The sequence below is a fragment of the Lactococcus taiwanensis genome (assembly GCF_014905395.1).
Lineage (GTDB): Bacteria > Bacillota > Bacilli > Lactobacillales > Streptococcaceae > Lactococcus > Lactococcus taiwanensis.
The window spans coordinates 23,771-43,257 of the sequence record NZ_BNDT01000005.1 but is presented as its reverse complement, the minus strand read 5'-3'; the positions used below and the strand labels follow the sequence as shown (position 1 = coordinate 43,257).

Sequence of the window (19,487 nt, the reverse complement as noted above, 5' to 3'; positions counted from 1 at the left end):
TGCGCGTAACTTTTCTCAGATTTTTACGCTAAACAGGCACAAATTTGTGCTAGAATTTGGTATAATAAAGCTTACGTAAAAGCAAGTTAAAATAGGAAAGTGATCATAATTTGACAGATTTTAAAAGAAAAGACGGAGTCCATCTCCATGTCATAAAAGAAACAAAATTTAAGACCGTCAGAATGATGGTACGATTTCGAGAGGAAATTACCCCAGAACACTTAGGAAAGCGAGTGTTGCTCTCCAACTTGTTGGAAACAACCAATGCTATTTATCCTACAGGAAAAGCCTTTAGTCGCCGATTGTCTGAATTATTTGGTGCTTCATTTACAACTGGAGTGGCTAAAAAAGGCAAACAACACCTTTTAAGCCTTAATATGACGGTTGTAAATCCTGCACTCGTCGATTTTGATACCCTAAAAGCTGGTGTTGACTTTTTGAGAGCCGTTCTTTTTGCCCCAGATGTAAAAGATGGAGCATTCAACCCCTTTATTTTTAAAAGAGAACAGACCAACTTGATTCATTATTTGGAAGCCATGAACGATGACCGTGCTTACTACGCCAGCCGTCAATTAGCCCAAGAATTCTTTAAAGATCCAAAACAAGCTCTCCCTAGTGTTGGAACGGTTGAACTTATCGCGCGCGAAACGCCGCAAGCCGTATTTGACTATTATCAAGAAATGTTAAAAACAAATGTTATAGATATCTTTGTTTTGGGGGATGTCGATGAAGCGCGCGTTCACAAGCTTTTTTCAGATTTTGACTTTGCACAAAATGTAGAAAATTCTTCTTTTAAGGAGGATAAAGCACCAACCCAAGTTTTAGAACACACGGATTTGTTTTATGAACAAGAGCTGACTGAGCGGTCAGTCCTGACAGAAGCAAAAGAAGCAACCCAATCCATCTTGCAATTGGGGTACCATTTGCCTGTCCAATACGGTGATGCTAACTATATGACACTGCAAGTACTCAATGGCTTACTAGGTGGCTTTGCCCATTCTAAATTATTCAAAAATGTGCGTGAAAAGGAAAGCCTCGCTTACTCTATTTCATCCACATTTGATTCCTTTACTGGTTTTTTGAAAATTGCGGCAGGTATTGATGCTGTGAATTTTGAAGCGGCTCGGGAGTTGATTGCGGCACAGCTTGAAGCATTACAAGAGGGTGATTTTAGCCCCGCCGATTTAGAACAGACAAAGACGATGTTGCGCAACACTTATCTGGTAGGACAAGATTCTATCTCGAATACGATTGAATTAGAATATGTGAAAGCTTTACTGCCAGAGCGTTATTTGCCAACAGAAGTGTTTTTGAGTCAGCTGACAGCGGTGTCAGCAGAAGAGGTAGCTCGCTTAGCTCAAAAATTGACGTTACAAGTAGAGTATTTCATGAAAGGTACCGTTGGAATGAATGAAAGGGAGGAAAGTCTTGCACAGTAAGTTTTATAAAAAAACGGGAGAAACCTTGTACACTGAGATTTTGCCTAACGGTCTCACTGTCTACTACCTTCCCAAAGCGGACTATAATCGAACTTATGGCTTGTTTACGACCAACTTTGGCTCTTTAGACACGACTTTTATTCCTAAAGGAGCAAGCACTTTTCAAACTTTCCCCGAAGGCATTGCGCATTTTTTAGAGCATAAACTTTTTGAAAAAGAAGACGGAGATGTGATGGATAAATTTAGCGCTTTGGGTGCTCAAACCAATGCGTTTACAAGTTTCTCACGGACTTCTTATCTTTTTTCTACCTTAGAAAACAGCTATGCATGCACCGAACTCTTGCTAGACTTTGTACAAAGCCCTTATTTTACGCAAGAGAACGTTCGTAAAGAGCAAGGAATTATTCAGCAAGAAATTCAGATGTATCAAGATGATAGCGACTGGCGTTTATTTGCTGGGTTGCTTGAGAAAATGTATCCCGCATCTCCACTAGCTGCAGATATTGCAGGCACTCCTGCAACGATTAATGCGATTACCGCGGATGATTTATACAAAAATTATGAAGTCTTTTATCATCCAACCAACATGAATTTATTTTTGACAGGCCCTTTTCAGGTTGAAGAAATGGCAGCTTTTGTCAGAGAAAATCAAGCGACTAAGTGTTTTGAAGCTCAAGAGGTTCCCTTAAGACAGGAACTTAGCGCCGCTGAACCAAAATCAGGTGAGGTTTTAGCTCTTGAAGTGGCTATGCCCAAACTTGCCTTAGGCTTACGTGGGGAAGATTTTCTTCCTCAAGAAGCGCGGGCAAGAATGAAGTACAAAATTGGGAATCAAATCTTTCTTGATTTACTCTTTGGTCGTACTAGTCAACGCTATGAAGAACTCTATAATCAAGGGCTTATTGACGACTCCTTTGGCTTAAGCTTTGAGTTAGACGAACGTTTTCATTTTGCTGTTTTTACGGGTGATACAGAAAATCCCAAAAAGTTAAGTGAAACTTTGCAAGAAGCGCTAAAAAGTTATAAAATAGATAGAGATTTCAGTGAAGAACATTTACAACTGTTGAAAAGAGAAATGTTGGGAGACTATTTTAGTTCACTCAATTCACTTGAATATATTGCCAGTCAATTTTCTTCGGAAATATACGAAGATTTAAATTTCTTTGATCTTCCTGAATTATTAAATGAACTCACCTTGGCAGATATTGAAAAATCAGCCGAACAATTTATTAAAGCAATGAAAGTGGTCACATTTACTATTGTGCCGAAATAAAGACTGACAGGTCTGTCAGCAATTTCTAAGTATAAATTTTTTCTGAACGCATAAAAAGCAAAGTCAGAAAATCAAACGCAACAAAAGTCACTGATAAGGTGTGATTCAAACGATAAATGGAATGCTTACAAAAGAGCTGTTGGATCAGCTCAGATGAGGCAGAATTTAATAACCCTTGAAAACCTTTGTCAGCGCATATCTAAGTGGGCCGAGCTCAACATAATAAAGAACCGTGATAGTCAAAAATCGATGTGCAGTATAACAACGAAGGGGGGACATGGTGGCAATCAAAACAATCGGACAAGTCCTAAAAGAAAAGCGAATACAGCTAGGGCTTGGTCTTTCAGAAGCAGAACAATTAACTCAAATTCAAAAATTATATATCGTCGCCCTAGAAACGGATGACTACCAGGCTTTACCTGGGGACTTCTATATAAAGGCGTACCTTAAGCAATATGCAGAAAAATTAGGGCTAAATGCTGAGCGAATCATTCAGGCTTATGATGAAGGTAAGGGCATTACAGTAGAGGATAAAGATGATATCCAAGAAACCTATCATTTTGTCAAACCCAGTGAGCGGGTAGAACCTGAAGAAGAGGAGCAAAAGCCGTGGCAACATTATGTGCCCATCATTTCGCTCTCAGCTGTAGCACTCTTAATTCTTGTTGGGGTGGTTACTGCTGTCATTCTTAATCGTCCAGAAACACCAAACCTTATTACAAATGACTATGCTTACTCAAATACAGCAAGCACAGCAAAGAAAGCCAAAAGCAGTCAAACGGCTAAACGTGAGACGAGTAGCAGTAGCAGTACAGCAGCTGCACCGACTGTCTCCGTTACTCAAGCTACGACCACAGCGATTACTGCACAGGTGTCTAATATGACTGACCCGATCACAGTGAGTTTTTCAGCCGCTGCTGGTAGTCGGATCTGGGTGGGAATGACAAATTCGAACGTCTCAGCAGGCGGTCAAATATTGACTGATGGAGCTAATACCCTAGATGGCGTGATAACTACAGGTGCTACCAGTTCAGTGATTACGCTCGGAACAGCCCAAGGGTTAACCATTACTATTAATGGGACACCACTGGACTTGTCTGCTCTTACAACAACAGGGGCATCTAAAATTACCCTTCAGATTGATCGGACGACGACAACCTCTTAACATCAGAATAGTTAAGGCGTTTTTGGTTGTGCACCTCATAGCAAAATGACGCTATCAATAGAACGAGCAAGTCTCGATATTTAAGGAGAAGTATGAAACAGAAATTACCCAATCAATTGACCATGTTACGAATCTTTATGATTCCAATCTTTGTCATATTATTTTATTTACCACAAGGTGCTCATTTTGAAGGCTTTGTTTCTCAAGCGCATAGCTCAGTCATGTGGGTAATTGCAGCAATTGTTTTTGCGGTTGCCTCTTTTACAGATTGGCTGGATGGCTATTTAGCACGTAAATGGCACGTGGTCAGCAATTTTGGGAAATTTGCTGATCCTTTAGCGGATAAAATGTTGAACATGGTAGCCTTCGTCGTACTGGTGGCCTTGCATGTGGTTCCTATTTGGGCGGTAGCGATTATTGTCTGTCGTGAACTTGCGGTTACAGGATTGCGTCTCTTACTCGTTGAACAAGGTGGAGTTGTTATGGCAGCTGCGATGCCTGGTAAAATCAAAACTGCCACACAAATGTTGAGCGTTATTTTCCTTTTCATTGGCAATCCTTTATACATCGGAACTATTCTCTTTTATATCTGTGTCTTCTTTACCATTTACAGTGGTTACGATTACTTCGCTAAAAATATGCAAGTATTTAAAAATGCAGATTAGGTTTATGAAGCATCTCAACATCTAATATTTTCTATTCCCTATTTGAAAATATCAGCTATTAAAAAAAAGAGTTAATCATACATAAGTCGCTTGCTTTGGGCGGCTTTTTGCGTTACAATAATAAGCAAGAGAGTGGGCATCTGGTGAAAGCTCATTGAGACTGTGACATAAAAAACGATGATAACGTTATAATCAATCTGAGGCTCTATAGGTATGAGCGGATTTAGGTGGTACCGTGCAAACTAATGCACCCTAGAGCGATGGCTTTAGGGTGTTTTGATTTGTAAACGGTCTCTTTTATCGGATTGTGGTCTCTTTAAAGCCAGTTCAACTCATTTTGATAGCGAAAGGAAGAATGATGAAACTTCAAAAACCAAAAGGCACAGCGGATATCCTCCCAGCAGATTCTGCTAAGTGGCAGTATGTAGAAGAGATTGCGCGCAGTGTATTTAATGATTATAATTTTAAAGAAATCAGAACACCAATGTTTGAAAGCTATGAACTTTTCAGTCGTGCGACTGGTGAAACTTCTGATATTGTAACCAAAGAAATGTATGACTTTGAGGATAAAGGAGGCCGTCACATTGCACTTCGTCCTGAGGGGACAGCGGGTGCCGTCCGTGCCTACATTGAAAATAAACTTTATGCTCCAGAAATTGTCAAACCTGTGAAAGTATGGTATGAAGAACCAATGTTTCGTTACGAACGTCCACAGTCTGGCCGTTTACGTCAATTCCACCAGTTTGGTGTAGAATGTTTGGGGATAAAAAATCCGGCAGTCGACGTCGAGATTATTGCGATGGCGGATGCACTTTTTCGGCAATTGGGGATTTCAGGAATTAAGCTTTCCTTAAATACCCTGGGAGACATGGAAAGTCGTCAAGCTTACCGCCAAGCGCTCATTGATTATTTGACTCCATTTGAAAGTGAACTTTCTGAGGACAGTCGTCGTCGGCTAAATGAAAATCCGTTGCGCGTGTTAGACAGTAAAGAACCAGAAGATATCGCCATTGTACAAGATGCGCCTTCAATTTTGGACTATCTTAATGCCGCTTCAAAAGCTTACTTTGAGGAAGTAAAAGCGATGTTGGAAAATTTAGGCATTGCTTACACGGTCGACTCTAACATGGTACGCGGCTTAGACTATTATAATGACACAATCTTTGAATTCATTGTCGAGTTAGATGGCAAAGCACTTACTGTTTGTGGTGGGGGCCGTTATGATGGGTTAGTAGAATATTTTGATGGACCTGCTACTCCGGCTTTTGGTTTTGGTTTAGGAATTGAGCGCTTGTTAATGATTGCTGAAAAACAAGAAATAGCGTTTATGCCAGAAGAAACACTAGATGTTTTCATTGCTGTGATGGGTTCTAAAGCCAATCTTGAAGCGACAAAATTGACTGAAGCCTTGCGCGAACAAGCCTTTAAAGTAGAACGTGATTTTTCTAATCGTAAACTTGGTGCACAATTTAAAACGGCTGAAAAGCTGGGTGCCGAGCTGATTATTACTTTGGGTGACGACGAAATTCGCACAGGTGAGGTCAAAGTTAAACACAATAAAACACGTCGACAAGTCACAACAACTCTTCAGAAGATTTACGATTCATTTGCACCTGTATTTGAAGAAATCTATGCAGATGAAATAAACGAGTAAGAATCCTTTAAAGAAAAAATAGAATAAAGTAGAAAGAGGAATTGAGCCTAAGAAAATAGGAAAGCTATTGGAAATGGCTCACATCTGATATGAAACGTACAAATTACGCTGGAAATATTACTGAAGAATACTTGAATCAAACAGTCACGGTAAAGGGCTGGGTCGCAAAACGTCGTAATCTTGGAGGCTTGATTTTCATTGATTTGCGAGATCGTGAAGGGATTGTCCAAATTGTGGTGAACCCAGATACTGCAGCGACTGAAGTGGCAGAAGCTGCTGACAAAGCACGTAACGAATTTGTCCTTGAAGTCACAGGTCAAGTTGTTGAGCGTGCGAGCAAAAATGATAAAATCAAAACAGGTGCCATTGAAATTGAAGCGACATCAATTGAGATTCTATCGACTTCAAAAACAACACCTTTTGAAATTAAAGATGATGTCGAAGCTCTTGATGATACACGGATGAAATACCGTTATCTGGATCTTCGTCGCCCAGAGATGCTCAACAATTTGCGCATGCGTCATGCAACAACTCATGCCATCCGTGAATATCTTGATGGTGCTGGCTTTATTGATGTGGAAACACCATTTTTGAACCGCTCAACGCCAGAAGGTGCTCGTGACTATTTGGTGCCTTCCCGCGTTAATAAAGGGGAATTTTATGCGCTTCCTCAGTCTCCTCAGCTTATGAAACAGCTTTTGATGACAGCTGGTCTTGACCGCTATTATCAAATCGTCAAATGTTTCCGCGATGAAGATTTGCGGGGAGATCGTCAGCCTGAATTTACTCAGGTCGATTTGGAAACGTCATTTTTAGGTGAAGAAGAAATTCAAGATTTGACAGAAGGTTTGATTGCCAAGGTCATGAAAGAGGTCAAAGGCATTGATGTGACTTTACCATTCCCCCGCATGACTTGGGACGATGCCATGAATTTTTACGGTTCTGACAAACCTGACACCCGCTTTGACTTACTACTGACAGACCTGTCAGAGCTTGCAAAAACAGTTGATTTTAAGGTCTTCCAAGAGGCTGAAGTGGTGAAAGCCATTGTTGTCAAAAATGCAGCTGACAAATACTCGCGTAAGGCCATTGATAAATTAACGGAGCAGGCTAAACAAAATGGTGCTAAAGGTTTGGCTTGGGTCAAATTTGAAAAAGGTGAATTTACTGGTGGCGTATCAAAATTCTTGGCGCCTTCTACTGACAGCTTCGTCAGCAATTTGAAATTGGAAGAAAATGACTTGGTCCTCTTTGTAGCCGATACTTTAGATGTTGCAAATGCAGCTCTTGGTGCGCTTCGCTTGACCGTTGGGAAGCAACAAGGGCTGATTGACTTCCGTAAGTTTAATTTCCTTTGGGTTATCGACTGGCCAATGTTTGAATGGTCTGATGAAGAAGAACGCTATATGTCTGCTCATCATCCATTTACTTTGCCAACTAAAGAAAGTCAAGCCTTCTTGTCAGCAGACGGTCATTCTAAATCTTCTGAGTTGAAGAAGGTTCGTGCGCATGCTTATGACATTGTTCTCAACGGTTATGAGTTGGGTGGTGGCTCTTTGCGGATTAACACACGTGAGCTCCAAGAAGAAATGCTCCACGCCTTAGGCTTTGATTTGGCAGACGCCAATGAACAATTTGGCTTCCTCTTAGAAGCATTAGACTATGGTTTCCCACCACACGGGGGCTTGGCGATTGGTCTTGACCGCTTTGTCATGCTTCTAGCCGGCAAGGACAATATTCGAGAAGTCATCGCCTTTCCAAAAAATAATAAAGCAACTGACCCAATGACACAGGCACCAAGCCCTGTTGCCGAAAAACAACTTGAAGAATTGAGTATCCATCTTGCAAACAAAGATTAACAAAGTCCTCGGTGCCTTGTTAGACAAAATTGGACTTTATCAAGTATTAAAATCCATCGGTGCCGAAAAAATGGCCAGTAAGTTCTCAGCAGCTGTGGTATACGCTGTCTTCTCATCTTTTGCGCTAAATTTTTTCTATCAGCCAGGACATGTCTATGCTTCTGGTGCGACAGGAGCTGCGCAGGTTGTGACAGAGCTTCTCACGCGACTCAGTGGACATGAAATATTACCCATCTCCGTCTCTCTGGTCTTGGTAAATGCCCCTTTATTTATTCTTGCTTGGCACGGTATCGGCAAGCAATTCACGGTCTATACAGTGATTACAGTAGTCATGAGCTCTGTATTTATTCATTTCATCCCTGTGACCCCTTTAACCCAAGAACCAGTGATTAATGCTGTCTTTGGGGGAGCTATCATGGGGTTTGGGGTAGGAAATGCGATGAAATCGGGAATCTCCTCAGGTGGTACAGATGTCGTCAGTCTTTACATGCGTAAAAAAACGGGACGTAACGTGGGAACACTCTCCTTTATTGTAAATGGGGTGATTATCTTCACCGCAGGGATTCTCTTTGGTTGGGAGTATATGCTTTATAGCCTTATTGCCATCTTTGTTAATTCACGTGTACAAGATGCTATCTTTACAAGACAAAAACGACTTCAGGTCATGATCGTCACAAAAAATCCAGAATTACTGACAGATAAGTTGGTCAAACAGTTTAAACATGGGGTTACCATTCTACATGATGCCGAGGGCGGCTACACACACAGTAGTCAAACAGTTCTCATGACAGTAATCACCATGTATGAATATCAAGATTTCAAAGATATTATCCATAAATACGATGAACATGCGTTTGTTTCTATCTCAGAAAATGTACGCGTTTTGGGTAAATTCGCTGAAGTCGAGGACTGACAGCTCTGTCAGTTTCTTTTTACTAAAATGTAATCAATAAAAGGCTCGATGCCATTGAAAGACATATTTCAACAGAAACAGTTACTACTGATCAACTGATCAGTAAATAATTAAGCAAAAGGGAGGAAGCGAGCAATCAGAACTTTCTCCCCTTCTTATATTTAAGAATAAAGGAGGAAGAGTATGAAAAAATTAGCAAGCGTACATTTTTTGTATTTACTTGCCATTGCGGTTGGGACAGGGATTTATGCCTTTGGTTTTGTGGCTTTCAATATGGCAAACCATTTGGCCCAAGGAGGAGTTGCTGGACTTTCCTTGATCAGTTATGCATTATGGCACATTGACCCTTCTTATACGCAGCTGATTGTGAACATCCCCCTTTTAATTTTAGGTTATCGCTTTTTGGGACGTAGAACCTTTATTTATACCATTTGGGGCATCCTCAGTCTCGCTATTTGGGTTTGGATTTTGCAGCGGGTGGCTTTCACAGTTAATATTGAGCACGATAATCTAATAGCGGCTCTTTTAGCTGGGGTATTTGCTGGTACTGGTATTGGTATTGTTTTCCGCTTTGGGGGAACCACGGGAGGAACCGATATTTTAGCAAAACTTGTCCAGATAAAAAAGGGAATCCCAGTTGGGCGGATGCTTTTTGTCTTTGATGCTGGGGTGTTAGCCCTCTCTTTAAGTTATATAGACTTAAAACAAATGATGTATACCCTTATCGCTAGCTTTATTGCAATGCAAGTTATTAATCTTATTCAAAATGGCGGCTACACTGTACGCGGTATGTTGATCATTACGAACAAGCATGCTGAAGTAGCAAAAGCAATCATCGAAGAAATTGGGCGCAGTGCAACTTATTTGCATGGTGAGGGTGCCTATACAGGTCAATCTAAAGAAATCCTGTATGTTGTGTTGAACCCTGGAGAAATTCAAGAAGTAAAAGAAGTCCTAGCGATTGTTGATCCAAATGCCTTTACCTCAATCATCAATGTTCATGAAGTAATTGGCGATTTTTCACCCACACGAGGACGTTATAAAGAACTGAAAAAATAAAGTGCACAGAGGTGCACTTTATTTTATTTTTAAAATTACCAAGAAGAAGACAATTTCAAAAGTTGACTAAATTCTAAATTTGAACTACAATAGTCTTAAAACTCCGTGCCATAAGGCAGGGAGATTTCATTGGACTTTTTGGGGGGATGTTATGAAAAAATTATCAAGAGTGCATTTCTTGCAACTTCTTGCTATTGCTGTGGGGACTGGAATCTATGCCTTTGGCTTTGTCGAATTTAACATGGCCAATCATCTCGCAGAAGGTGGTGTAGCTGGTCTGTCTCTGATTGGCTATGCGTTATTGAAAATAGACCCCTCTTATACCCAATTAATCTTGAACATCCCACTTTTAATTCTTGGCTACCGTTTTCTTGGACGACGAACATTTGTTTATACCATATGGGGCATTGTGAGTCTCTCCATTTGGATGTGGATTTTCCAACGGATTCCAGTAACGGTCAATGTGGGACATGATTATTTGATTGCTGCACTACTTGCCGGAGTTTTTGCAGGGGTAGGGATTGGTTTTGTTTTTCGTTTTGGTGGAACAACGGGAGGTGCAGATATTATCGCAAAACTCCTTCAAATCAAGCATGGCGTAGCTGTTGGACGAACATTTTTTATTTTTGATGCGGTAGTGATGTTGCTTTCCTTAAGTTATATTGATTTACGCCATATGATGTATACTTTGATTGCAAGCTTTGTAGCGGCCCAAGTCATCAATGTAGTGCAAAGTGGTGGGTATACAGTACGTGGGATGCTTATTATTACTAATAAGCATGCTGAGATTGCTAAAGCAATTATTGAAGAAATTGGACGCAGTGCGACTTATCTCCACGGTGAAGGCGCCTATACCGGTCACTCAAAAGAAATTTTGTATGTCGTGCTGAATCCAGGAGAGATTCAGGAAGTTAAACAGATTCTCTCAATTTTGGATCCGAATGCTTTTACCTCAATTATTAATGTTCATGAAGTAATCGGAGATTTTACCTATCCACGTAGCCGCTATAAAATTGATAAAAAAGTGAAAAAATAGCAATTTTGCTATTTTTTTATTTAAAAATAAGTTCAAACCTTTCTTTTCTGACAAAATTTCGTATAATAGATTAAACCAAATGATAAAAAAGAAGGTTTTTGTAATGAAAAGAACATATTTGTTTTTAGTTATCAATCTGGGACTCTGGGTGGAGACGCTGCAGCGCTTAGTCCGCGTTCTAAGCGCGCCAGACACCCCTTTTGATCGAGGATTTAATGGGGCAGTGAGTGATTTGTCCAAATGGTTTGGAATGCAGTGGTTTCAGGTTCGCCACTTTATTTTAAGTTGGCAGAGTTTACTCTTGCTTATCGTTTTCCTTGCCCTTGTCGTGCTGGTCATCAAGCTTTGGCGCTTAACTTTTATTTTCTTAACCGTCGTTTCGGTTTTAACGGCGTTTTGGATTGCTTTTTACGTTTCAAAGGGGCAGTTTGTCCTGACTGATTATTACCCTTTGGTAATCTTAGTCATCAGTTTAGGTAATATCTGGTTGTCGGCCAAAGCTTCCAATTTGTAGTAAAGAGATAAAGGAAAGAAGAAAAAATGAGAGACGCTACGGCTATGCAAGAATTCGCCCAAGAAAACCGCTTGGGCCGACATTTACTGCCTATTTTAGGAAAATGGTTAGCAAAGAAACATTTTGAGTTGATTGAAGAAGCACTACTGGAGGATGAAGAGGTAAGTCTTAGCTTTCTTGTGCGCTTTGAAACGGCACAAAATCTACTTGATGAAGAGGGAAAAGAACGTACAAAAAAATTGACGTGGCGAACAAGTCAAGGTTATTATGCTTTTGCTTTAACAAACTTGAATCGTCTCCTTTATGCTCACTGGCGCCCTTTTAAAGCGGTCAGTGAGAGTGTCATGTTTGACCGATTGACCGATGTGAAAATTTCTACTAGTTTCTTAATGGGTTATGTGCGCGTTGGTACTTTGGAAGATGATTTTTACCTTTATTACTTTTCTCCCTCGATAAAGAGAATTGGTAAAATTATGCAAACTGCAGCTATTGAACACAAAATCATGCGTCTTTTAACCTCAAGCGAGGAAGTTGAAGAGGAGAGGTAGCGAGAGAACATAAAAAATAGCTCGACTGAGCTATTTTTTTTGGAGAATAATTGACTGACCAGCTGGTCAGTAAAACTTAAGCTTATTCATCGTGAAAGACGAGCCCCTTCGATTTCTCCCGTAGATTTGACTCCCTCCACTGAGAAACTGTCCGCATTAATCCCTGTTTTAATATTCTCAAGTTGCTTGATTGTTTTGTCTAACTGAATCAGATTTTGAACGTTATACTCAAAGGTGTAGTTGCTAATTTCTCGTTTGGCCTTTTTCAAATGAATGATGGCTTTTTCAATTTCTTCGGTTGCTTTAGTTGTACGCATAGAGAAAGCCCTTTCTATTATTAGAATTGTTTGAACATTTCTGTCTCTCTTCATTATAACGAAAAAATCTGGAAAATTCCAGATTTTATGCTATCTTATTTGATTCCATTTACAAAATTATCTAAGATAGTGATAATTTCAGCCTGAGATTCTGCTTGATTCACTGCGACTTTGACTTTGGCCGCACGTGGCGCTCCTTTAAGATAGTAAGCAGCATGTTGACGGAATTCTCGACTAGCGAGATTATCTCCTTTGAGTTCAACTAAGCGCGCCAGATGTAATTTAGCAATATCCATTTTTTCTGCCACACTAGGTTCAGCAAGAAGTTCGCCAGTCCGCAGATAATGCTCAGTACGGTGGAGCATCCAAGGATTTCCTAAAGCTGCACGCCCCATCATAACTGCTGTTACACCAGTCTCATCAATCATCCGTTTTGCATCTTCGGGCGTTTTGACATCCCCATTTCCGATGACCGGAATCTTGACAGAATCTGTCAGCCGACTAAGCCAGTGCCAATTTTCCTGAGCGTTACCAGTATAGGCTTGAGCTTTCGTACGGGCGTGCATGGAAACAGCGCTGCCTCCGCCTGCCTCGATGGCTTTTGCATTTTCTACTGCGAAGAGGTGTTCATCATCCCAACCGATACGGATTTTTACCGTCAAAGGTTTAGAAATGGCCTTACTCACTGCGCTCACCACGTCATAAACCTTGTCGGGATTGAGTAAGAGTCGAGAGCCTGCTTCATTTTTGGTTACTTTAGGCACAGGACATCCCATATTGATGTCGATGATGTCCGCAACGGTATTGGCTTCAACAAATTTTGCAGCCTCTACCAAAGTTTCGACTTCACCGCCAAAAATTTGCATAGAAAGTGGATGAGGCACTCCATCAAAGTCCATCATTTCCAAAGTTTTCTTGTTACGATGCTCAATCCCTTTATCAGAAATCATCTCCGTTACGACCAAGCCTGCTCCAAACTCTTTGGCAGTAGTTAAGAAGGCTTTATTGGTAATACCTGCCATTGGGGCGAGTACGATTTTATTTTTAATTTCGATATCGCGGATCTTCCACGGTTCGTTATATCTTTTGTCCATAGTCATAAGGAATATTTTAGCATTTTTTTGTAATTTAACAAGGTTTTTAGCATTGAAAAATTACTGACCACGCTGTCAGGAGTATGACCAGATAAAAAACCAGTACTAATCAGTCGTACTGGTTTTTTCTACAAGATAATGGAGTTCAACGAACTGACCGTAAGTCGTTGTTTCTACTAATTTTAAGTGTTGAGAGTAAGACCCCTCAGGGAAAAGAGGGATCCCTTTTCCAAGAAGCACGGGGGCAACTGTAACTTGCAGTTCATCAACCCAGTCCTGCTCTAGAAAATACTTGATGAGCTGTCCGCCTCCAACGACCCAAATTTTTTGATCTGTAGCCTTAAAACTAGAAAGTAGCGCATGCAACTCTGTCAGTTTGATGAAACTAATCTCAGCAGTATTTTCAAAAGTGTGTTGACTTACGACGTAGGTCTGCTTCCCTTTATAGGCCCATTGCTCAGGCTGTTCGCGCTTTAACCATTCATAAGTCCGTCTTCCCATGATGATACTATTGACCCCTTCATAAAAGAGCCCATAACCATTATCTCCTTCACCCTGAACATCAAAGAGCCACTGCAACTCGTCGTCAGTCGTCGCAATATAACCATCTAGAGTAGTTGCAATAAAGAGTCCTACACGCATAGCAAACCTTTCCTTACAGAACATCCTGAATTACTGACAGCTTAGTCAGTAACTTACTTTATTCGGAAATAAGTGCTTGGAGTTCTGCTTCAGTGAAAGTATACTTTTCTTCACAAAATTGGCAAACCACTTCAGCACCGTGATCCTCAGCAATCATTTCTTCAATGGGTTGTCGACCTAGCGACTTAATCCCTTCAAGAAAACGCGTCTTACTACAATCACACTCAAAACTTAAAGGCGTTTCTTCAAGGGAGAGGTAAGGCATCTCACCGTAGATATTGGCTAACATGGTTTCAAGAGGATTATCACTTTCTAACATGGTAGAGATAGCCGGCATGGTTTTGATATTACGTTCAATTTCACTGATCTCATCGTCAGTAGCATCAGGAAGGGCTTGCAACATGAAGCCACCCGCAATTTTAACTGTGTCAGCATCCTCATCCAGTAGGACATTAACTCCAACAGAAGAAGGCGTTTGTTCAGAACTTAAGAAGTACCATGCTAAATCTTCGCCGATTTCACCGGTAATCAAGTCGACTTGTCCGCTGTAAGGATGTTTTAGTCCCATGTCCTTGACCACAACGAGAAAACCATTCCCGACAAAGGGGGCGACTAAAACCTCACCAGTTGAAGCTCGCTTGTAGTCTAACTCCCGATTTTTGACATAACCTTTAACGTGACCTTTACTGTCAGCGACAGCAATAATTGCGCCCATTGCTCCATCACCAAGTATTTTAAGGGTAATCTTAGCGTCTCCTTTTTCGTTAGCCCCTAAAATCTGTGCAGCAATGAGTGTGCGCCCAAGCGCCACCGTAGAAGTTGGCCAAGTCTGATGATGTCTTTGCGCCTCGCGCACTGTTTCAGTCGAATCTAAAACAAAAGCACGGAAATGACCGTTTTTTGATATTGATTTGATAATTTTATCCATAATTTCATTATAGCATATCTATAGAAATAGAGGGTTGAGCACTAGCTTTTTTCTATCCATAAATTCAGCATTTCCGAACATTACTTTGAAGTGATTAGAAAAATAACAGAAATGGCTAGTCAATCACTAGGCTTTTTTGATAAAATAAAAAATAGTGCGATAGGAGCTTTCGGAAAAAAATAAAATGAATTTTCTAGAAATGCCAGCCAAGCGAACTTGGAGCGTGCAAAATATTTTAAGAAAAGTGGATAGTCAAAACTATCCAAAAGGAGAATATTATGCCATCAGTAGTAGTTGTCGGAACGCAATGGGGAGACGAAGGGAAAGGTAAAATTACCGATTTCCTAAGCTCAAATGCAGAAGTTATTGCCCGTTATCAAGGGGGAGACAATGCAGGTCATACCATCGTCATCGACGGCAAAAAGTTCAAACTTCACCTCATTCCATCAGGAATTTTCTTCCCTGAAAAGATTTCCGTTATTGGGAATGGTGTCGTTGTTAACCCAAAATCACTGATTGAAGAAATCGCTTATCTCGCTGAAAATGGTGTTTCTGCAGAGAGTTTACGTATTTCAGACCGTGCCCATGTCATTTTACCTTACCATAAAAAATTAGACTTCCTTCAAGAAGAATCTAAAGGGGATAAAAAAATTGGAACCACGATCAAAGGGATTGGTCCTGCTTACATGGATAAAGCAGCGCGTGTGGGGATTCGTATAGCTGATTTATTGGATAAAGAAATCTTTGAGGAACGTCTACGTACAAACCTTGAAGCCAAAAACCGTGAATTTGTAAAAATGTATGATTCAGAACCCCTTGATTTTGATGAAATCTTTGAAGAATACTATGAATATGGTCAACAACTTAAAAAATACGTGACAGATACTTCAGTTATCTTGAATGATGCCCTTGATGCTGGGAAACGTGTCCTTTTTGAAGGGGCACAAGGGGTAATGCTTGATATTGACCAAGGAACTTATCCATTTGTAACTTCATCAAATCCAGTAGCTGGTGGGGTAACAATTGGCTCTGGCGTGGGTCCATCAAAAATTTCAAAAGTTGTTGGTGTTTGTAAAGCTTATACTTCACGTGTGGGTGATGGTCCATTCCCAACAGAACTTTTTGATGAAGTGGGGCACCAAATCCGTGAAGTAGGACATGAATATGGAACAACAACGGGACGTCCACGTCGTGTTGGTTGGTTTGACTCAGTCGTAATGCGTCACGCAAAACGTGTTTCTGGTTTAACAAATCTTAGCTTGAACTCAATTGACGTTCTCTCAGGACTTGAAACCGTAAAAATTTGTGTGGCTTATGAGCGCAGTAATGGTGAATACATCACTCATTATCCTGCCTCTCTCAAAGAATTAGCAGATTGCAAACCAATCTATGAAGAAATGCCAGGATGGTCCGAAGATATTACTTCATGCCGGACTTTAGAAGAGTTGCCAGAAGCTGCTCGTAATTATGTTCGTCGTGTCAGTGAGTTAGTTGGGGTTCGTATTTCTACGTTCTCAGTAGGACCTGGACGTGAGCAAACAAATGTGCTTGAATCTGTATGGGGTGTTTAATAAAAAAAACCAGAGTTATTTAACTCTGGTTTTTTTTATTATCAAATGAAAGAGAGAGTTGTGAGAGCCACTCAATCTTCATCGTTTCACGTTGAATCGCAAAATCTAAAACTAGATAATGCCCACTTTTTTGAGCAGTATCGTCATCACCAAAAATAATCGCTTTTCTTTGAAGCAGATAATTCAATTTTTTTTGATGAACTTCTCTTTCATCAGAAACTAGTTTTCGCATATTTTCTTCATTATCAGTATCCATAAAATAGAGTCGTAACATAAACTCATCTTTTTGAATCGGATAGCGATCGACGGCATGGGTTAGCCAAGTATTGAAAAGTTCCTCTCCGTAAGCTGTGATGCGGTAAGTTTTCTTTTCTAATTTTTCACCAACAATTTCTACATCATAAGTTACGGCTTTGTCATTTAGTAAGACCTTTAGTGAAGGATAAATTTGTCCTGTGTTCGCTTGCCAGAACTCCCCTACCTCACTTTCAAATTTTTTCTTTAAGTCGTAACCACTCATAGGTTCTGTCCTTAATAGGCCTAAGATAATGTAAGAGAGTTTATCTTTATTACGCATTGGAATCTCCTTTATTACAATGATACACAAAAAAATAAGGAATGTAAATTTAGAAAACCCTAGAGTTCCGACTTCTTGCCTTATGATTTTTTTCGTATAAAAAAGGCAGCGAGCATGGTCGCTGCACATTTCAGAGGAAGTTGAAATTATTTATTCATCATCTTGTAGTTAGCATCATAATATTTACCAGCGCGGATATCGTCCGTCATTTCTTTATAAGGTGCTTGGGCAACTACTTCATCATTATCTTTACCTGCTTCACCAATGTAGGTAATTTTAGCAAATTCAGGTACGAGATATTTAGGGTAAGTTTCGTATTTTTCACGTGATTCATGCATCAAGTCGATAAAATCATTTTGGAAACATACGGTAATTTCTGGATGTTCATGAACCCATTTAGGGAAGAAGATCATGCCGTGCATTTTTTCATCATTAGGCAAAAAGTCTAAGGCAACATCGGTCCCTGTAGGTTCGGTCCATGTAATTTTGTAGATACCTTCTGTCAACATTACCAAAGAAACTTCTTGGTTTTTAACCCAACGACCAGCTACCATTCCGCCATGGATACGATAATCAATAGTGTGTTCATTTTTGACATAAAGTTCATATTCCCACCCGTTATCGTAAGTATAGATAAAGTGTGTACCAACAAAGTCTTCTAATGTGCTAAATTTTTTCATAGTGTCCTTCTTTCTAAAAGTAGTTAAATTAAACATGTTTTAAATACATGTTTTAAAAACATATTTAGTATAACGCCATTTTCATTCTTTGTCAAGTCTTTTTTCAAAAAAAATTAGCAATGTTTACAAAAAAGCGACTTAAATTTGACAAATTTTTGGAAAGTGATAAAATTAGAATAATCATGCAAGAAGAGTAAGCGATATGCGAAGTTTTAGGGAGTTGTGGTCACCGACTGAGAGCCACAATACGGGGCTATGGTTGAAGTTCACCTTGCAAAGCAGAGAGACCTCCGCTATAACTCTTGAAAGTGGAGACTCCCAAGCTTTAGTAAAATGTTAAATAATGTAATTAAGTGATAAAATAGGATGGTACCGCGGTTTTCGCTCCTTTGGAGTGAGGACGCGGTATTTTTTTGCTAAAAAACACACTCTATTCGCGCATGTTGTATCATAGCGTCATACAAATGGCCTGTTTTATAGCGACAATTTCTTAAATGGAAGGATAATAATGAACTTACAAGAAAAAATCGAAGACCTTCGTAAGCGGACAATGTCTGATTTACGTGCTGTTGCAGATGAAAAAACGCTCAACAATCTGAGAACAGTCATGTTGGGAAAAAAAGGGGAATTGACTGAAATCCTAAAAGGGATGAAAGACTTGACCAATGAAGAACGTCCAGTTATTGGTGCACTTGCTAATGCTTTTCGTGATGAATTTGGGGTAAAGTTTGAAGCGAAGAAGGTGGAGATTGAAGAAGCCCTTATGAATGCGGCTTTGGAATCAGAAACATTGGATGTTACTTTGCCTGGGGATGTTCAGAAAAAAGGAAGTCGCCATATTTTAACTCAAACGCAAGAAGAGATTGAAGAAATTTTCCTTGGAATGGGTTACGAAATCGTTGATGGCTATGAAGTAGAAACTGACCATTATAATTTTGAGCGCATGAATTTGCCAAAAGATCACCCAGCTCGTGATATGCAAGATACCTTCTATATCACTAATGAAGTGTTGCTCCGTACACATACTTCACCTATGCAAGCTCGGACAATGGATGCTCATGATTTTTCTAAAGGTGGTTTACGTATGATTGCTCCTGGTCGTGTTTACCGTCGTGATACCGATGATGCCACTCACAGCCACCAATTCCATCAAATTGAAGGTTTGGTTGTGGATAAAAATATCACAATGGCAGACCTCAAAGGAACGCTTGATTTGGTCATGAAAAAAATGTTTGGCCAAGACCGTGAATTACGCTGGCGTCCAAGTTATTTCCCATTTACTGAACCTTCTGTTGAGGTGGATATTTCTTGTTTCAAATGTGGTGGAAAAGGCTGTAACGTCTGCAAACATACCGGCTGGATTGAAATTCTTGGTGCAGGCATGGTCCATCCCAATGTGCTTGAAATGTCTGGTTTAGATGCTTCTGTTTATTCTGGTTTTGCTTTCGGATTGGGACAAGAACGTATTGCGATGCTTCGCTATGGAATCAATGATATTCGTGGATTCTATCAAGGCGACGTACGATTCTTAGAGCAATTTGGAAAATAAAACT

At 40.1% G+C, this 19,487-nt stretch carries 19 protein-coding genes; 13 read left to right on the top strand and 6 right to left on the bottom strand.

What is annotated here, in order from left to right:
- The first annotated feature begins 110 nt into the window (after window positions 1-110).
- The 11 genes from yfmF (at window position 111) to JKP71_RS06915 (ending at window position 12,125) form a co-directional block, all read left to right on the top strand.
- Window positions 111-1,439, top strand: a complete 1,329-nt coding sequence (yfmF, locus tag JKP71_RS06965) for an EF-P 5-aminopentanol modification-associated protein YfmF (protein ID WP_234446115.1) — start codon at window positions 111-113, stop codon at window positions 1,437-1,439.
- Window positions 1,429-2,712 (top strand): EF-P 5-aminopentanol modification-associated protein YfmH, encoded by a 1,284-nt coding sequence (gene yfmH, locus JKP71_RS06960; RefSeq protein ID WP_200407509.1) that lies wholly within the window; start codon window positions 1,429-1,431, stop codon window positions 2,710-2,712. The genes yfmF and yfmH overlap by 11 nt, the downstream gene beginning before the upstream one ends.
- A gap of 277 nt (window positions 2,713-2,989) precedes the next feature.
- Window positions 2,990-3,877, top strand: a complete 888-nt coding sequence (locus JKP71_RS06955; RefSeq protein WP_200407508.1) for a helix-turn-helix domain-containing protein — start codon at window positions 2,990-2,992, stop codon at window positions 3,875-3,877.
- A 92-nt stretch (window positions 3,878-3,969) separates the two neighbouring features.
- The gene (gene pgsA / locus JKP71_RS06950) at window positions 3,970-4,542 is read left to right on the top strand and encodes a CDP-diacylglycerol--glycerol-3-phosphate 3-phosphatidyltransferase (protein ID WP_075525881.1); all 573 of its coding nucleotides are present in this window, start codon (window positions 3,970-3,972) and stop codon (window positions 4,540-4,542) included.
- Between the two features lie 358 nt (window positions 4,543-4,900).
- A complete protein-coding gene (gene hisS / locus JKP71_RS06945) occupies window positions 4,901-6,196 on the top strand; it encodes a histidine--tRNA ligase (protein ID WP_200407507.1) in 1,296 nt (431 codons plus the stop codon).
- 89 nt (window positions 6,197-6,285) lie between these two features.
- Window positions 6,286-8,055 (top strand): aspartate--tRNA ligase, encoded by a 1,770-nt coding sequence (aspS, locus tag JKP71_RS06940; protein ID WP_200407506.1) that lies wholly within the window; start codon window positions 6,286-6,288, stop codon window positions 8,053-8,055.
- Window positions 8,039-8,968 carry a YitT family protein gene (locus JKP71_RS06935; RefSeq protein ID WP_082272333.1) on the top strand — a complete coding sequence of 310 codons (930 nt, stop codon included), beginning with the start codon at window positions 8,039-8,041 and terminating at the stop codon, window positions 8,966-8,968. The genes aspS and JKP71_RS06935 overlap by 17 nt, the downstream gene beginning before the upstream one ends.
- Before the next feature lie 183 nt (window positions 8,969-9,151).
- Window positions 9,152-10,027 (top strand): YitT family protein, encoded by an 876-nt coding sequence (locus tag JKP71_RS06930; RefSeq protein ID WP_200407505.1) that lies wholly within the window; start codon window positions 9,152-9,154, stop codon window positions 10,025-10,027.
- 151 nt (window positions 10,028-10,178) lie between these two features.
- Window positions 10,179-11,063, top strand: coding sequence for a YitT family protein (locus JKP71_RS06925; RefSeq protein WP_075525875.1), 885 nt, complete (start codon window positions 10,179-10,181; stop codon window positions 11,061-11,063).
- 103 nt (window positions 11,064-11,166) lie between these two features.
- Window positions 11,167-11,577, top strand: coding sequence for a hypothetical protein (locus JKP71_RS06920; RefSeq protein WP_200407504.1), 411 nt, complete (start codon window positions 11,167-11,169; stop codon window positions 11,575-11,577).
- A gap of 26 nt (window positions 11,578-11,603) precedes the next feature.
- Entirely contained in the window at window positions 11,604-12,125 is a 522-nt protein-coding gene (locus JKP71_RS06915; protein WP_200407503.1) for a hypothetical protein, read from the top strand.
- Window positions 12,126-12,211: 86 nt separating this feature from the next.
- Here the strand turns inward: JKP71_RS06915 and JKP71_RS06910 are convergent, their stop codons facing one another.
- The 4 genes from JKP71_RS06910 to hslO form a co-directional block, all read right to left on the bottom strand.
- Window positions 12,212-12,442, bottom strand: a complete 231-nt coding sequence (locus JKP71_RS06910; protein WP_004254795.1) for a hypothetical protein — start codon at window positions 12,440-12,442, stop codon at window positions 12,212-12,214.
- A 95-nt stretch (window positions 12,443-12,537) separates the two neighbouring features.
- Window positions 12,538-13,542, bottom strand: coding sequence for a tRNA dihydrouridine synthase DusB (gene dusB / locus JKP71_RS06905; RefSeq protein WP_200407502.1), 1,005 nt, complete (start codon window positions 13,540-13,542; stop codon window positions 12,538-12,540).
- Between the two features lie 99 nt (window positions 13,543-13,641).
- Window positions 13,642-14,178 carry a dihydrofolate reductase family protein gene (locus JKP71_RS06900; protein WP_200407501.1) on the bottom strand — a complete coding sequence of 179 codons (537 nt, stop codon included), beginning with the start codon at window positions 14,176-14,178 and terminating at the stop codon, window positions 13,642-13,644.
- Window positions 14,179-14,236: 58 nt separating this feature from the next.
- Window positions 14,237-15,106: an Hsp33 family molecular chaperone HslO gene (gene hslO, locus JKP71_RS06895; protein WP_200407500.1), complete on the bottom strand. Its 870-nt coding sequence runs from the start codon at window positions 15,104-15,106 to the stop codon at window positions 14,237-14,239.
- Window positions 15,107-15,384: 278 nt separating this feature from the next.
- On the opposite strand from hslO, the gene JKP71_RS06890 reads away from it, so the two are divergent.
- Window positions 15,385-16,677, top strand: a complete 1,293-nt coding sequence (locus tag JKP71_RS06890) for an adenylosuccinate synthase (protein WP_075525869.1) — start codon at window positions 15,385-15,387, stop codon at window positions 16,675-16,677.
- Between the two features lie 19 nt (window positions 16,678-16,696).
- Here JKP71_RS06890 and JKP71_RS06885 read toward each other — a convergent pair whose 3' ends face one another.
- A complete protein-coding gene (locus JKP71_RS06885) occupies window positions 16,697-17,254 on the bottom strand; it encodes a PadR family transcriptional regulator (RefSeq protein WP_075525868.1) in 558 nt (185 codons plus the stop codon).
- Window positions 17,255-17,400: 146 nt separating this feature from the next.
- Window positions 17,401-17,934 (bottom strand): phenolic acid decarboxylase, encoded by a 534-nt coding sequence (gene padC / locus JKP71_RS06880; protein ID WP_075525867.1) that lies wholly within the window; start codon window positions 17,932-17,934, stop codon window positions 17,401-17,403.
- A gap of 508 nt (window positions 17,935-18,442) precedes the next feature.
- On the opposite strand from padC, the gene pheS reads away from it, so the two are divergent.
- On the top strand, window positions 18,443-19,483 hold the full coding sequence (gene pheS / locus JKP71_RS06875; RefSeq protein ID WP_075525866.1) for a phenylalanine--tRNA ligase subunit alpha: 1,041 nt from the start codon (window positions 18,443-18,445) through the stop codon (window positions 19,481-19,483).
- The last annotated feature ends 4 nt before the right edge of the window (window positions 19,484-19,487 follow it).